The organism is Streptomyces sp. NPDC048291 (assembly GCF_043201715.1).
Lineage (GTDB): Bacteria > Actinomycetota > Actinomycetes > Streptomycetales > Streptomycetaceae > Streptomyces.
The window spans coordinates 342,786-356,436 of the sequence record NZ_JBICZC010000008.1; the positions used below are offsets into that span (position 1 = coordinate 342,786).

At 73.2% G+C, this 13,651-nt stretch carries 13 protein-coding genes; 10 read left to right on the plus strand and 3 right to left on the minus strand.

The features are described 5' to 3' along the window. Window positions 1–498 carry a hypothetical protein gene (locus tag ACGF5O_RS23440; protein WP_393811811.1) on the plus strand — a complete coding sequence of 166 codons (498 nt, stop codon included), beginning with the start codon at window positions 1–3 and terminating at the stop codon, window positions 496–498. An 81-nt stretch (window positions 499–579) separates the two neighbouring features. On the opposite strand, the gene ACGF5O_RS23445 is transcribed toward ACGF5O_RS23440, so the two are convergent. Both ACGF5O_RS23445 and ACGF5O_RS23450 read right to left on the minus strand, forming a co-directional pair. Beyond that, complete coding sequence (locus tag ACGF5O_RS23445) at window positions 580–1,269, minus strand: hypothetical protein (RefSeq protein ID WP_393811812.1); 690 nt, start codon at window positions 1,267–1,269, stop codon at window positions 580–582. Next, the gene (locus tag ACGF5O_RS23450; protein WP_393811813.1) at window positions 1,269–1,802 is read right to left on the minus strand and encodes a hypothetical protein; all 534 of its coding nucleotides are present in this window, start codon (window positions 1,800–1,802) and stop codon (window positions 1,269–1,271) included. Before ACGF5O_RS23450 ends, ACGF5O_RS23445 begins: the two co-directional genes overlap by 1 nt. A gap of 80 nt (window positions 1,803–1,882) precedes the next feature. On the opposite strand from ACGF5O_RS23450, the gene ACGF5O_RS23455 reads away from it, so the two are divergent. From ACGF5O_RS23455 to ACGF5O_RS23480, 6 genes are all read left to right on the plus strand, one after another. Continuing rightward, window positions 1,883–2,716 (plus strand): M55 family metallopeptidase, encoded by an 834-nt coding sequence (locus ACGF5O_RS23455; RefSeq protein WP_393811814.1) that lies wholly within the window; start codon window positions 1,883–1,885, stop codon window positions 2,714–2,716. Further along, window positions 2,709–4,013: a M20/M25/M40 family metallo-hydrolase gene (locus ACGF5O_RS23460; RefSeq protein WP_393811815.1), complete on the plus strand. Its 1,305-nt coding sequence runs from the start codon at window positions 2,709–2,711 to the stop codon at window positions 4,011–4,013. Before ACGF5O_RS23455 ends, ACGF5O_RS23460 begins: the two co-directional genes overlap by 8 nt. A 20-nt stretch (window positions 4,014–4,033) precedes the next feature. Next, a complete protein-coding gene (locus ACGF5O_RS23465; protein WP_393811816.1) occupies window positions 4,034–5,968 on the plus strand; it encodes a prolyl oligopeptidase family serine peptidase in 1,935 nt (644 codons plus the stop codon). A 59-nt stretch (window positions 5,969–6,027) separates the two neighbouring features. Then, a complete protein-coding gene (locus ACGF5O_RS23470; RefSeq protein WP_393811936.1) occupies window positions 6,028–6,951 on the plus strand; it encodes an LD-carboxypeptidase in 924 nt (307 codons plus the stop codon). A gap of 103 nt (window positions 6,952–7,054) precedes the next feature. After that, entirely contained in the window at window positions 7,055–7,645 is a 591-nt protein-coding gene (locus ACGF5O_RS23475) for a GNAT family N-acetyltransferase (RefSeq protein WP_393811817.1), read from the plus strand. A gap of 73 nt (window positions 7,646–7,718) precedes the next feature. Next, window positions 7,719–9,635 carry a DUF5107 domain-containing protein gene (locus ACGF5O_RS23480; RefSeq protein WP_393811818.1) on the plus strand — a complete coding sequence of 639 codons (1,917 nt, stop codon included), beginning with the start codon at window positions 7,719–7,721 and terminating at the stop codon, window positions 9,633–9,635. Between the two features lie 10 nt (window positions 9,636–9,645). Here ACGF5O_RS23480 and ACGF5O_RS23485 read toward each other — a convergent pair whose 3' ends face one another. Continuing rightward, window positions 9,646–9,996 (minus strand): VOC family protein, encoded by a 351-nt coding sequence (locus ACGF5O_RS23485; protein WP_393811819.1) that lies wholly within the window; start codon window positions 9,994–9,996, stop codon window positions 9,646–9,648. 229 nt (window positions 9,997–10,225) lie between these two features. On the opposite strand from ACGF5O_RS23485, the gene ACGF5O_RS23490 reads away from it, so the two are divergent. The 3 genes from ACGF5O_RS23490 to ACGF5O_RS23500 all read left to right on the plus strand — a co-directional run bounded on the left by ACGF5O_RS23490 (window position 10,226) and on the right by ACGF5O_RS23500 (window position 13,647). Beyond that, window positions 10,226–12,073, plus strand: a complete 1,848-nt coding sequence (locus ACGF5O_RS23490; RefSeq protein WP_393811820.1) for a transketolase — start codon at window positions 10,226–10,228, stop codon at window positions 12,071–12,073. A 93-nt stretch (window positions 12,074–12,166) separates the two neighbouring features. Further along, the gene (locus tag ACGF5O_RS23495; protein ID WP_393811821.1) at window positions 12,167–12,946 is read left to right on the plus strand and encodes a GvpL/GvpF family gas vesicle protein; all 780 of its coding nucleotides are present in this window, start codon (window positions 12,167–12,169) and stop codon (window positions 12,944–12,946) included. Then, window positions 12,943–13,647 (plus strand): GvpL/GvpF family gas vesicle protein, encoded by a 705-nt coding sequence (locus ACGF5O_RS23500; protein WP_393811822.1) that lies wholly within the window; start codon window positions 12,943–12,945, stop codon window positions 13,645–13,647. The genes ACGF5O_RS23495 and ACGF5O_RS23500 overlap by 4 nt, the downstream gene beginning before the upstream one ends. The last annotated feature ends 4 nt before the right edge of the window (window positions 13,648–13,651 follow it).

Consider the following 13,651-nt stretch of genomic DNA (forward strand, 5'->3'; position numbering starts at 1 on the left):
ATGGCATCCGAGCAACGAGGCAGGACCGCACCCTGGGCGAAGACCCTGGGTGCGGTCCTGCTCGCCCTTCTGACAGTCACCGTGACCTACTACGCCGTCGGCGCCCATCGGGCGGACCAGCGCAAGGCGGCCGCTCTCAAGGGAACGCGGGAGGACGCCCAGCGTTTCGTGGACGACGTCCTCGCTCGTGACGGGGGTTTTCCCACCACGCGCCGGCAGATGGACGAGGTGTACGCCACCGCGGTCGGTCGCACCGGCGCGTGGCTCTACTACCTGCGGTTCGACGGTGCGGGCGCGCGCGTCCTGGCGCGGTTCTCGCGTTCGTACGAGCCCTTCCCGCACCTCTTCGGCTCAGGGGACACCAAGGTCAGCCGCTGCTTCACCATCGACTTCCCGTCAAGGACCGCGGACCCGACCCAGGTTCGGATCACCGCGCACGAGCCCGACGAGTCCTGCGAGGACGTCGCGGCGGACAAGCCGGAATCCAACGGGGCATGACGACCGGGCCCGAGCAGGTGATGGAGTCCTGAGGATCGGCCCCCGGCTGCTGATGCGGACGGGGGCCGGGTGTGGGGCGGGTCAGGAGTTTTCCGCGGTTCCGCCGCCGAGGATCTTCAGCTGTTCGGAGTCGGTCAGTCTGTTCACGAACATGACGAGTTTTCCGGTGGTGAGGATGCCGCTGACGGTGGCTGCCTTCTTCTTCGCGTACAGGGTGTCGGTCTCCTTCTTGGCCTGGTCGAACCATGTGGTCGCCCTGTCCGCGTCGGTGCCCGGGGCGTCGACCGCGGCGCAGGCGCGGAGGAAGGCGGTGGTGTGGGTGTTGCCGTTTGCTGCGACGCAGTCCAGGAAAACGAGTTCGTCGGCCTTCGTGACCGTCAGGTACAGGGACAGGCCCTTGCCGTTGTCACCGGTGATCACTGTCTTCCTGCGGCCGCCGGGGAACTCCTCCTCCTTCGGAGCTCCGAGGTTGATGCCCCATGCCTTCGAGAGGTTGTCCAAGAACGCCTTGCCCGTATAGCCCTTGGCCATGGCCGTCGCCTCGCCCAGCCTCGGCATTTCCTCTGCCGGGATCGCGTGGGTGGGCAGGGCAGCGGCTGACGGTGGTGTGAAGGAGGGGGCGGGGCTCGGCTCGGTCGGTGGCGGCTTGTGCTCGCCGTCCGCGGCGGCCGGGGGATCCTGTTGCTTGTGCGCGGTGCAGGAGGTGAGTGTCAGGACGGCACCCACGACCGCGGAAGTCAGCGCGAGGCCGACGCGCTTGCTGTGGCTCATCAGGGACCACTGTCGATCAGTTGGCATGCCTGTGTGGTGACCTTGCTGTTGTGCGGGACGAAGGCCATCGCGTCGAAGGCGACGTCGGCGTCTCCGGTTCCCGCGTCGTGTAGGTTGTCCGCCTCGATGCGGCCGCCCTTCCAGAAGGTGAAGGTGCCGAACTCGAACCAGGTGTCGCTGCCGTTGCTGCGGGTTGCCTGGTTGACGTGGCAGTAGTCTGCCTTGGCCCCCACGGTGTTGTCTCCGGGGATGAAGTTGTACTTCACGTTCGCCTGGCCGCCATGGCTGGGCAGGTGGACGAACACGTCGTACCGCTTGCCGGGTTGGTCGCCGGCGGGCAGGCGGGCCTGGTTGAGTTCCCAGCGGCCGGTGACCTTGTGGAAGACGTCGCCCGCGGGGTAACTCGGTTGTCCCTCAAACGCGTGGGGATTCCGCGAGCCGAAGACCCGGAAGACCTCCGCCGACCGCCTCGGCCGACCGCCCTCCTCGTCAGCCCGCTCGGCATCGACCGGCTCCGGGTCCGTCGCCGGCACCGGCGCCGCATACGGGAGTGGGCTCGACCTTCGTTCCGCCTCGTAGGAAGTTCACCCGTCGACGCGTAACGTGAAGCACCATGAAGATCCTCATCAGCGCCGACATGGAGGGCGCCACCGGGGTGACCTGGCCCGGCGACGTGCTGCCCGGCGCGCCGCAGTGGGAGCGGTGCCGGCCGATGTTCACCTCCGACGTCAACGCCGCCGTCCTCGGCTTCTACGACGGCGGCGCCGACGAGGTCCTCATCAACGAGGCCCACTGGAGCATGCGCAACCTGCTCCTGGAGCAGCTCGACGACCGCGCCCAGATGATCACCGGCCGGCACAAGACGCTCTCCATGGTCGAGGGCGTCCAGCACGGCGACGTCGACGGCGTGGCCTTCATCGGCTACCACACCGGCGCCGGCATGGAGGGCGTCCTCGCCCACACCTACCTGCCCAACTCCGTCACCGGCGTCTGGCTCAACGATGTCCGCGCCAGCGAGGGCCTGCTCAACGCGCACGTCGTCGCCGAGTACGGCGTCCCGGTCGTCCTCTTCACCGGCGACGACCTGGCCTGCGAGGACGCCCTCGGCTACGCGCCCGAGGCCCGGAAGGTCGCCGTCAAGGACCACGTGTCCCGGTACGCGGCCGTGTGCCGGACGCCCGCCCGGACCGCCGCCGACATCCGCGCCGCCGCCAAGGACGCCGTCCAGCTCGCGGTGCGGCACGAGCCCGTGACCGGCGGGCCCTTCACGATCGCCCTGGAGTTCGACGCCGAGCACCTCGCCCTCGCCGCCACCGTCGTCCCCGGCGTGGACCAGGTCGGCGAGCGGAAGGTGGCGTACACCGAGGGGACCATGTACGACGGCATCCGCACCTTCAAGGCGGTCACCACGATCGTCTCGGCCGCGGTGGAGGAGCAGTATGGCTGACCAGCAGGCACTCGACGAGGTCGTCCGGTTCACCTCCGAGCTGATCCGGATCGACACCAGCAACTTCGGCGGCGGCGACTGCCGGGAGCGGCCGGCCGCCGAGTACGCGGCCGAACGGCTCGCGGAGACCGGCCTGGAACCGATCCTCCTGGAGCGGACCGCGGGGCGCACCAACGTCGTCGCCCGCGTCGAGGGGACGGACCCGGCCGCGGACGCGCTCCTGGTCCACGGCCACCTCGACGTCGTACCCGCGCAGGCCGCCGACTGGAGCGTCGACCCGTTCTCCGGGGAGATCCGCGACGGGGTGGTGTGGGGGCGGGGCGCCGTCGACATGAAGAACATGGACGCGATGATCCTGGCGGTCGTGCGGGCCTGGGCCCGGGAGGGGGTACGGCCGCGGCGGGACATCGTCGTCGCGTTCACCGCCGACGAGGAGGCCAGCGCCGAGGACGGCTCCGGGTTCCTCGCCGACCACCACCCCGAACTGTTCGAGGGCTGCACCGAGGGCGTCTCCGAGTCCGGCGCCTTCACCTTCCACGACGGCACCGGGCGGCAGCTCTACCCCATCGCCGCCGGGGAGCGTGGCACCGCCTGGCTCAAGCTCACCGCGCGCGGCCGGGCCGGCCACGGCTCCAAGGTCAACAGCGAGAACGCGGTCACCCGGCTCGCCGCCGCCGTCACCCGCATCGGCGAGCACCGGTGGCCGCTCCGCCTCACCCCGACGGTCTCCGCCGCCCTCACCGAACTCGCCGCCCTCTACGGCATCGAGCCCGACCTGCACGAGGTCGACCTCCTCCTCGACAAGCTCGGCCCGGCCGCCAAGCTGGTCGAGGCCACCGTCCGCAACAGCGCCAACCCGACCATGCTGAACGCCGGTTACAAGGTCAACGTCATCCCCGGCGAGGCCGTCGCCTTCGTCGACGGACGCTATCTGCACGGCACCGAGGACGAGTTCCGCGCCACCCTCGACCGCCTCACCGGCCCCGACGTCGACTGGGAGTTCCACCACCGCGAGGTCGCCCTCCAGGCACCGCTGGACTCACCGACGTACGCCCGGATGCGGGCCGCCGTCGAGGAGTTCGCGCCCGACGGGCACGTGGTGCCGTACTGCATGTCGGGCGGCACCGACGCGAAGCAGTTCTCCCGGCTCGGCATCACCGGCTACGGCTTCGCCCCGCTGAAGCTCCCCGAAGGCCTGGACTACCAGGCCCTGTTCCACGGCGTCGACGAACGCGTCCCCGTCGAGGCCCTGCACTTCGGCGTCCGCGTCCTGGACCGCTTCCTGCGCACAGCGTGACACCCGAGAGGAGAGAGCACGTGGAGACCAAGGCGTACGGCTCGTGGCCCTCACCCGTCGACGCGGCCCTGGCGGCGGCGCACGACGGCTTCGCCGAGTGGGTGGGCTTCGTCGGCGACGAGCCCTGGTGGACCGAGCCCCGGCCCACGGAGGGCGGCCGCAGAACCCTGGTCAGCGGCTCCACCGGGGAGTCCGTCCTGCCCGCGCCCTGGAACGTCCGCAGCCGGGTCATCGAGTACGGCGGACGGCCCTGGGCCGGTGCCGTACCCGACGGCGAAGGTCAACCGCTGCTGGTCTTCGTCCACTTCGACGACCAGCGGCTGTACCTGTACCGCCCCGGCGAGGAGCCCCGGCCGCTGACCCCGCCCGGACCCCGCTGGGCCGACCCGCAGTTGCTCCTCGACCGGGGCGAAGTCTGGTGCGTCCTGGAGGAGTTCACCGGGCCCGCACCCACCGACGTCCGTCGGGTGCCCGCCGCCGTACCGCTGGACGGCTCGGCCGCCGACGACCGGGCCGCCGTACGCGAACTCACCGAGGAACGGCACCGGTTCGTCACCGGACCGCGTCTGACGCACGACGGACGCCGGGCCGCCTGGCTCGCCTGGGACCACCCGCGGATGCCGTGGGACGGCACCGAACTGCTGGTCGGCGAGGTCGGCGCCGACGGAAACCTGCACTCGGTCCGCACCGTGGCCGGCGGCCCCACCGAGGCCGTGGCCCAGGTGGCGTGGTCCGCCGACGACCGGCTGCTGTACGCGAGTGACCGCAGCGGCTGGTGGAACCTGTACCGCGACGACGTGGCCCTGTGCCCGCGCGAGGAGGAGTTCGCGGGACCGCTCTGGCGGCTCGGTCACAACTGGTTCGCACCGCTGGACAACGGGCTGGTCGCCGTCCTCCACGGCCGCGGGGCGATGACACTCGGGATACTCGACCCGGAGACCGGCGAGATCGCCGACGCGGCCGGGCCGTGGACCGAGTTCTCCGCCACCCTCGCCGTGCACGGCACCCGCGTGCTCGCGGTCGGCGCCGGCCCGCGCACCGCCCACGAGGTCGTCGAACTCGACACCGCCTCCGGCCGGGCCCGGGTCGTCGGCACCCCGCACCGGGACGCGGTCGACCCCGCCTACTACCCCGATCCGCGGATCCGCACCTTCGCCGGCCCCGGCGGCCGAGAGGTGCACGCCCACATCCACCCGCCCCACCACCCCGGCCACCGCGCCCCCGAGGGCGAACTGCCGCCCTTCGTCGTCTGGGCACACGGCGGCCCCACCAGCCGGACACCGCTCGTCCTCGACCTGGCCATCGCCTACTTCACCTCCCGGGGCATCGGCGTCGCCGAGGTCAACTACGGCGGCTCCACCGGATACGGGCGGGAGTACCGGGAGCGGCTGCGCGAGCAGTGGGGCGTGGTCGACGTCGAGGACTGCGCGGCCGTCGCGCTCGCCCTCGCCGAGGAGGGCGCCGCCGACCGGGCCCGGCTGGCGATCCGCGGCGGCAGCGCCGGCGGCTGGACCACCGCCGCCTCCCTGACCAGCACCGACGTCTACGCCTGCGGCACCATCTCCTACCCCGTCCTCGACCTCACCAGCTGGGGCGCGGGGGAGACCCACGACTTCGAGTCCCAGTACCTGGAATCCCTGATCGGCCCGCTCGCCGAGGTGCCCGAGCGGTACGTCCAGCGGTCGCCCAGCGAACACGCCGACCGGCTCACCGCGCCCTTCCTGCTGCTCCAGGGGCTGGACGACGTGATCTGCCCGCCCGCGCAGTGCGAACGCTTCCTCGCCCGGCTCGACGGCCGCCCGGTGCCGCACGCGTACCTCACCTTCGCGGGCGAGGGCCACGGCTTCCGGCGCGCGGAGACCCTGGTCCGCGCGCTGGAGGCGGAGCTCGCCCTCTACGCTCAGGTGTTCGGGCTGGACGTGCCCGGAATCCCCGAGCTGGAACTGGTGAAGTGAGCGAAGTACCGGAACAGAGCGACATGCCGGAACGGATCGAAGTGCCGGAGCAGGCCGAAGTGGCCGAACTGGTGAGACCGCCGCGGCTCTCCGCCGGAGCCCGGGTCGCCGTCGTGGCGACGAGCGGGCCGGTGCAGGAGGAACGGCTCCAGGCGGGCCTCGACGTCCTGCGCGGCTGGGACCTCGACCCGGTGGCCGCACCCCACGCGCTCGCCAGGGACGCCGAACTGGGCTACCTCGCGGGCTCCGACGCCGAGCGCGCGGCCGACCTCCAGCGGGCCTGGTGCGACCCGTCCGTCTCCGCCGTGCTCTGCGCGCGCGGCGGCTACGGCGCACAGCGCCTCGTCGACCTGCTCGACTGGGAGGCGATGCGGGCGGCGGGCCCGAAGGTGTTCGTCGGCTTCAGCGACGCGACCGTGCTGCACGAGGCGTTCGCGACCCGGCTCGGCCTCGCCACCCTGTACGGTCCGGTGGCCGCCGGCGCCGACTTCGTCAAGAGCACCGAGGCACAGGAACACCTGCGGGCCACCCTCCTCGCCCCGGAGACGGTCCGCACCATTGCCTCCCGGGGCACCGCGCTGGTGGGCGGCCGGGCCACGGGCGTCACCGTCGGCGGCTGCCTGCGGCTGCTCGCCACCGGCATCGGCACCCCGCACACCCACACCGGCACCCGGGGCGGCCTGCTCCTGCTGGAGGACGTCGGCGAGGCCCCGTACAGCCTCGACCGGAGCATCACCCAGCTGCTGCGGTCCGGTCTGCTGGACGGCGTCGCCGGGATCCTGCTCGGCTCCTGGGACCGGTGCGGGCCCTACGAGCGGCTGCGGCCGATGCTCCTCGACCGGCTCGGCGGCCTGGGCGTGCCGGTGCTGGAGGAGTTCGGGTTCGGGCACTGCGAGGCGGCCCTGACCATGCCGCTCGGGGTCGCCGCCGAGCTGGACGCGGACGCGGGCACGCTGACCCTGCGGGAGCCGGCGCTGAGCTGAGGCCGGCGCCGAGCCGGGGCCGGCGCCGAGCCGGCGGCCCACCCGGGGGGCCGTGCGGTGTATTCCGTGAGGCGTCCGCGCCGGGTCCGCGTAGGGTGTCGGGATGCCGCACACCGCTTCCCGCTATCTCGCCGAGGGCCCCCGCGTGGGCATCCGCCCGTACACCTACGAGGACGGTGCCGAGTTCATCGCCCGCGCCAGGGAGAGCAAGGACCTCCACCAGCCCTGGTTGTTCCCGCCCACCACGGACGCGGCCTACGCCGGCTACGCGGGGCGGCTGATCGAGGACCGCAGCAAGGCCGGGTTCCTGGTCTGCGAGAAGGAAGCAGGGGAGGGCGGGGCGGGCGGGGAGCGCGGTGAGCAGGGCGGGGCGATCGCCGGGTTCATCAACATCAACAACATCGTCGAGGGCGGCTTCCAGTGCGGTGCGCTCGGCTACGGCGTGTTCGCGCACGCGGCCGGGCGCGGCCTGATGCGGGAGGCGATGGGCCTGGTCGTGGACCACGCCTTCGGACCGATGCGGCTGCACCGGCTGGAGATCAACGTGCAGCCTGGCAACGCCGCGTCCATCGCGCTCGCCCGCGGGGCCGGGTTCCGGCTGGAGGGCTTCTCACCGAACATGATCTACATCGACGGGGCCTGGCGGGACCACGAACGCTGGGCGATCACGACGGAGACGCGGGCCGGCGCCTGACCTCGTACGGAGGCGGCCTTTGCGTAATCCTGACCGGCAGCTCCCCTGGTCAGCTCAACCGGCGGCGGGTTCCATGGTGATCGTGACGAGGATCCGACGTGAGGTACTGACCCTGCCCGCGGCGGAGTTGGGCCCGGACAACCCGCTGCCGCCGCTCCGCCTCCTCGAGGAGATCCACCGCGTCGACGAGCGTGACCGGGAGGACCTGCCCCGGGACATGGCCCGTCAACTCGGCCACGAACCGCTGGGCAGCCTGCTCCCGGTGCGGATCCGTGACGGCTACGGCAGAACGCGCACACCTCGCGGGATCGACGCCCTGGTGATCGAGAACGACCGGCTGCGCGCCACCGTCCTGCCCGGTCTCGGCGGGCGCGTCGCCTCCCTCGTGCACCTGCCCACCGGCCGCGAACTCCTGTACCGCAACCCGGTGTTCCAGCCCGCCAACCTCGCCCTCAACGGCGCCTGGTACGCCGGCGGCATCGAGTGGAACATCGGCGCCACCGGTCACACGGCCCTCTCCTGCGCCCCGCTGCACGCGGCCCGCGTCCCCGCCCCCGACGGCGGCGAGATGCTCCGGCTGTGGGAGTGGGAACGGCTGCGCGACCTGCCCTTCCAGGTCGACCTGTGGCTGCCGGACGGCTCCGACTTCCTGTACGCCGGGGTCCGCGTCCGCAACCCGCACGAACACCCGGTGCCCGGCTACTGGTGGTCCAACACCGCCGTACCCGAGGACCGCCGGATCGTCGTCCCGGCCGAGGAGGCCTGGGAGTTCGGGTCCGAGCGCAGGCTGCGCCGGGTGCCCGTGCCGGCCCCCGACGCCCGACACCCCTACCCGGCCGACTGGTTCTACGACATTCCGGACGGGCGGCGCCGCTGGATCGCCGCGCTGGACGCCGACGGCCACGGCCTGGTGCAGACCTCCACTGACGAACTGCGCGGCCGGAAGCAGTTCGTGTGGGGCTCGGGGCCGGGCGGCCGACGCTGGCAGGAGTGGCTCGGCGGGTCCGGCACCGGCGGCTACCGCGAGATCCAGGCCGGGCTGGCCCGCACCCAGCTGGAGCACGTCCGCCTCGACGCGGAGCGCGAGATCTCCTGGCTGGAGGCGTACGGCCCGCTCTCCGCGGCCCCGCAGGACGTGGCGCGGCAGCTTGAACTCGCCCTGCCGCGCGCGGAGTTCGACGCCGCCCACGCCGCCTGGAAGCCGTACGCGGACGCCGAGCCCGGCGAACTCCTCGCCACCGGCTCCGGCTGGGGCGCCCTCGAAGCGCTGCGCGCCGACTGGAAGCTGCCCGGCACGCCGTTCGCCGAGGCCACGCTGACCGAGGAGCAGGCGCCCTGGCGCGAGCTGCTGCGCACCGGCACCCTGCCCGAACCCCGCCGGGTCAGGCCGCCGGGACCGACCCTGGTCGCCCCGCACTGGCGGGACATGCTGGAGACGGCGCCCGCCACCCCGCACACCGAGTACCACCTGGGTGTCGCCCAGTGGCACGCCGGCGACCGCGCCCAGGCCGTCCGCAGCTGGGAGCGGGCCCTCGCCCTCGCCCCGTCGCTCTGGCCGCTGCTGCGCTGCCTCGCCGTCGCCGACCAGGAGTACGGGCAGCACGAGCGGGCCGCCGAGCGGTACGCCGACGCCTTCGACGACCTGTGCCGGGAGCGCCGCGACGACGGCGCGACCTGGACGGCGGCCTGCGCTGCGCTCGGCCGCGAGGCCGTCGAGGCGCTGCTGCGGGTACGGCGGGTCGCCGAGGCCCGCGCCGTGTGGGAGGCGCTGCTGCCCGCGATCCGGGAGCGCGGGCGGTTCCGGCTCCTGGAGGCGGAGCTGCTGCTGGCCGAAGGGCGGCGGGCGGCGGCCCGGGCCGTCTTCGAGGCCGGGTTCGAGGTGGCCGACCTGCGGGAGGGGTCGGACGCGCTCGGCCGGCTGTGGGCGCGGCTCGGTGACGAGCCGCTGCCCGCCCGGTACGACTTCCGGATGCGGCCGCAGGGCCTGTGACCCGGCCGGTTCAGTCCCGGTGCTGGTCGACGTACTCGAAGACCGAGCCGTCCGGGTGCATCGCGAGCAGCGTGTGGCCGACGGGGGTGGCCATCGGCCCGGCGAGGACGCGGGCGCCGAGGTCGTCGAGGAGCCGGTGGGCCGCGCCGACGTCCTGCACCGCGATGGTCGCGGCCACCTTGCGCAGCACCTCCAGCTCCGACTCAGGTCCGCTCATCAGGAGGAAGGAGCCGACCGCGGCGACCTGGACGTCGCCACGTTCGAAACGGAGGGCTCTGCCGCCGGAGAGGCGTTCGTAGAACGGGATCGCGGTCTCGAGGTCGTCGACGCAGATGCGCAGGGAGGCGCCCAGAATCTCCATGGGCACGAGCCTAGTTGCCGTGGGCCGGGTGTGGGTGCGGAGTCGCCTTGTCATCGGGACCGGCCCGGCTACTGTGCGCGCTCGACTGCGGACCGTGTGTGGTTGATCGCGCAGTTCCCCGCGCCCCTTGGGGGGCGCGTTTCGACGCGCGGGGTTTTGAGGGTGAGCCTACGGTTACGTGGGTGGTATGCGCCTCGGCCATGAGTGACCGTCCTCCGGAAGGAGCCTCATGAACACCGCCGAACTCGTCGAACTCGCCCAGCAGTTGCGCGTGGACAGCGTGCGGGCGGCTGCCGCGGCCGAGTCGGGGCATCCGACCTCGTCGATGTCCGCCGCCGATCTGATGGCGGTCCTGCTCGCCCACCACCTGCGCTACGACTTCGAGCGGCCCGACCACCCCGGCAACGACCGCTTCGTCCTCTCCAAGGGCCACGCCTCGCCGCTGCTGTACGCCGCCTACAAGGCCGCCGGTGCCCTCGACGACGCCGAGCTGCTCACCTTCCGCAAGCTCGGCAGCCACCTGGAGGGGCACCCGACCCCGCGCCGGCTGCCGTGGGTGGAGACCGCCACCGGCTCCCTCGGCCAGGGCCTGCCGGTCGGCGTCGGTATCGCGCTGTCCGGGAAGCGGCTGGAGCACGGCCGCTACCGGGTCTGGGTGCTGTGCGGGGACAGCGAGCTGGCGGAGGGGTCCGTGTGGGAGGCCGCCGAGCACGCCGGGTACGAGCACCTCGACAACCTCACCGCGATCGTCGACGTCAACCGGCTCGGGCAGCGCGGCCCCACCCGGCACGGCCACGACCTGGACGCCTACGCCCGCCGCTTCCAGGCCTTCGGCTGGCACACCGTGGAGATCGACGGGCACGACGTGGACGCCGTGGACCGCGCCTGCGTCGAGGCCGCCGCCACCCCCGGGCAGCCCACCGTGATCCTGGCCCGCACCCGCAAGGGCCGGGGCGTCGCCGCCGTCGAGGACCGCGAGGGCATGCACGGCAAGCCGCTGCCGGACCCCGAGGAGGCCATCGCCGAACTCGGCGGGGTACGGGACCTCCGCGTCCACGTGAAGGAGCCGCCGGCGGCCCGCGCGCTGCACTCGGTGCCCACCGGCGCGCTCGAACTCCCCCGCTACGACAAGGGAGAAGAGGTCCCCACCCGCGACGCCTTCGGCAAGGCGCTCGTCGCGCTGGGCCACGCCCGCGCCGACGTGGTCGCGCTGGACGGCGAGGTCGGCGACTCCACCCGTACCGAACTCTTCGGCAAGGAACACCCCGACCGGTACTTCGAGTTCTACATCGCGGAACAGCAACTCGTCGCCGGAGCCGTCGGCATGGCCACCCGCGGCTGGGTGCCGTACGCCGCCACCTTCGCCGCCTTCCTCAGCCGGGCCTACGACTTCGTGCGGATGGCCGCCGTCAGCGGCAGCGGGATCAACCTGGTCGGCTCGCACGCGGGCGTGGCCATCGGGCAGGACGGGCCCTCCCAGATGGGCCTGGAGGACCTGGCGATGTTCCGCTCGCTGTACGGCTCGACCGTGCTCTACCCGTGCGACGCCAACCAGACCGCCCGGCTCGTCGCCACCATGGCCGGGCTCGATGGCATCCGCTATCTGCGCACCTCGCGCGGGGCGAGCCCGGTGGTCTACGGCCCGGACGAGGAGTTCCCGGTCGGCGGCAGCAAGGTGCTGCGCTCCTCCGAGGAGGACCGGCTGACCGTGGTCGCCGCCGGGGTCACCGTGCACGAGGCGCTGAAGGCCGCCGACGCGCTCGCCGAGGACGGCATCCTGATCCGGGTCGTCGACCTGTACTCCGTGAAGCCCGTCGACCGGCAGACGCTGCGCACGGCCGCCGAGGAGACCGGCTGCCTGCTCACCGTCGAGGACCACCACGAGGAGGGCGGGCTCGGCGACGCGGTGGCGGAGGCGTTCGCGGACGGCAGGCCCGTGCCGCGGCTGGTGCGGCTCGCCGTCCGCACCATGCCGGGTTCGGCCGCCCCCGACCAGCAGCTGCACGCCGCCGGGATCGACGCCGACGCGATCGCGGTGGCCGGACGGCTGCTGGTCGAGGAGGCGATCGTGCGGTGAACCCGCACGGACTCCGACCCGCCGCAAGGAGAAGACGAAGACGAGGGTGAGGGTGAGGGCGAGGGTGAAGTCGAGAGCGAGGGAGGAGCAGGAGTGGGCACGTACGTCTACGGCGTCACGGCCGCCGCGCACCCCGCTCTGCCCGAGGGCACGGCCGGGGTCGGCGATCCGCCGCGCCGGGTGCGGGTTCTCACGGAGGGTGAACTGGCCGCACTGGTCAGCGAGGCCCCCGACGGGCTGCGGCCCGGGCGCCGGGACCGGCTCGCCCACCAGAACGTGCTGGCGGTGGCCGGAGGCGGCGGCTGCGTGCTGCCCATGCGGTTCGGCAGCGTCGCCCCGGACGACGACACCGTCACCGGCGTCCTCGCCGAACGCGCCGACCACTACCGGGAGCGGTTGCGCGCCCTCGACGGCAAGGTCGAGTACAACGTCAGGGTTTCCCCCGTCGAGGAGGCCGTGCTGCACCGCGTGATGTCCGAGAACCCCGAGCTGCGCGCCCTGGCCGAGGCCGGCCGCAAGGCGGGCGGCGCAAGCCACCGGAGCCGGCTGCTGCTCGGCGAGATGGTGGTGGACGCCGTACGGGTCCGGGAGGCCACGGACGCGGCCGAGGTGCGGCAGGCGCTGGAACCCGAGTCGGCCGCCGTCAGCGCGGGGCCCGGCTCCGCCGACCGGCTCGTCGACGTGTCCTTCCTCGTGGACCGGCACTCCGCCGAGACCTTCCTGGCCGGGGTCGAACGGCTGCGCAAGAGCCATCCGCATCTCGACCTGAGCCTCATCGGGCCGCTCCCGCCGTACAGCTTCGTCGAACCGGGGCCCGCCGAACCCGCGGTCTCCACGGCCGGCCGCGGACCACGTCACGAGGAGGACGGATGACCGCACAGGGCGGACTCCGGTACGTGTACGCCGTCTGCCGTCCGTTCGCGGCGGCCCTGCAGGCCCAGCTCACCGGCGTGGCCGGGGTCCCGCCGGGGCTGCTCAGGCACCACGGGCTGGTCGCCGTCGTCAGTACGGTCCCGGAGGGCGACTTCGCCGAGGAACCGCTGCGGGACCATCTGGCGGACCCGGACTGGCTGGCCGCGACCGCCCGGGCCCACCAGGGCGTGATCGACGCGCTCACCACGGTCACCACGCCGCTCCCGCTCCGGCCGGCCACGGTCTTCCCGGACGACAGCGGCGTACGGATCATGATGGAGGCCCGCGAGGCCGACTTCCTGCGCACCCTCGACCGGCTCGAAGGACGGGTCGAGTGGGGGGTGAGGCTGTACGCCGACCCGCCCGGGCCCGAGGCGAAGCGCCGGGCCGCCGAGGAATTCGCCCACGACCTGCACGAGCGGCTCTCGGCACGCGCCGAGGACTCCCGGCTGCGCCCTCCGCGGAGTGCGACGCTCTCCGAGGCGCCCGGGCCGGGCCTGCTCGACGCGGCCTATCTGGTGCCGCGCGCGGATTCCGAGGCATTCGTCGAACTGGTCGACCGCACCAGGGACCAGGCACCGGGTATCCGGGTGGAGCTCACCGGGCCCTGGGCGGCCTACTCCTTCACCGAGCAGGGCGCCGGAGCGGCCGGGCCGCGCTGACCGT

Coding starts and splice junctions, on each gene's coding strand:
- ACGF5O_RS23440 (WP_393811811.1), top strand. CDS start 1: ATGGCATCCGAGCAACGAGGCAGGACCGCACCCTGGGCGAAGACCCTG.
- ACGF5O_RS23445 (WP_393811812.1), bottom strand. CDS start 1,269: ATGAGCCACAGCAAGCGCGTCGGCCTCGCGCTGACTTCCGCGGTCGTG.
- ACGF5O_RS23455 (WP_393811814.1), top strand. CDS start 1,883: ATGAAGATCCTCATCAGCGCCGACATGGAGGGCGCCACCGGGGTGACC.
- ACGF5O_RS23460 (WP_393811815.1), top strand. CDS start 2,709: ATGGCTGACCAGCAGGCACTCGACGAGGTCGTCCGGTTCACCTCCGAG.
- ACGF5O_RS23475 (WP_393811817.1), top strand. CDS start 7,055: ATGCCGCACACCGCTTCCCGCTATCTCGCCGAGGGCCCCCGCGTGGGC.
- ACGF5O_RS23480 (WP_393811818.1), top strand. CDS start 7,719: ATGGTGATCGTGACGAGGATCCGACGTGAGGTACTGACCCTGCCCGCG.
- ACGF5O_RS23485 (WP_393811819.1), bottom strand. CDS start 9,996: ATGGAGATTCTGGGCGCCTCCCTGCGCATCTGCGTCGACGACCTCGAG.
- ACGF5O_RS23490 (WP_393811820.1), top strand. CDS start 10,226: ATGAACACCGCCGAACTCGTCGAACTCGCCCAGCAGTTGCGCGTGGAC.
- ACGF5O_RS23500 (WP_393811822.1), top strand. CDS start 12,943: ATGACCGCACAGGGCGGACTCCGGTACGTGTACGCCGTCTGCCGTCCG.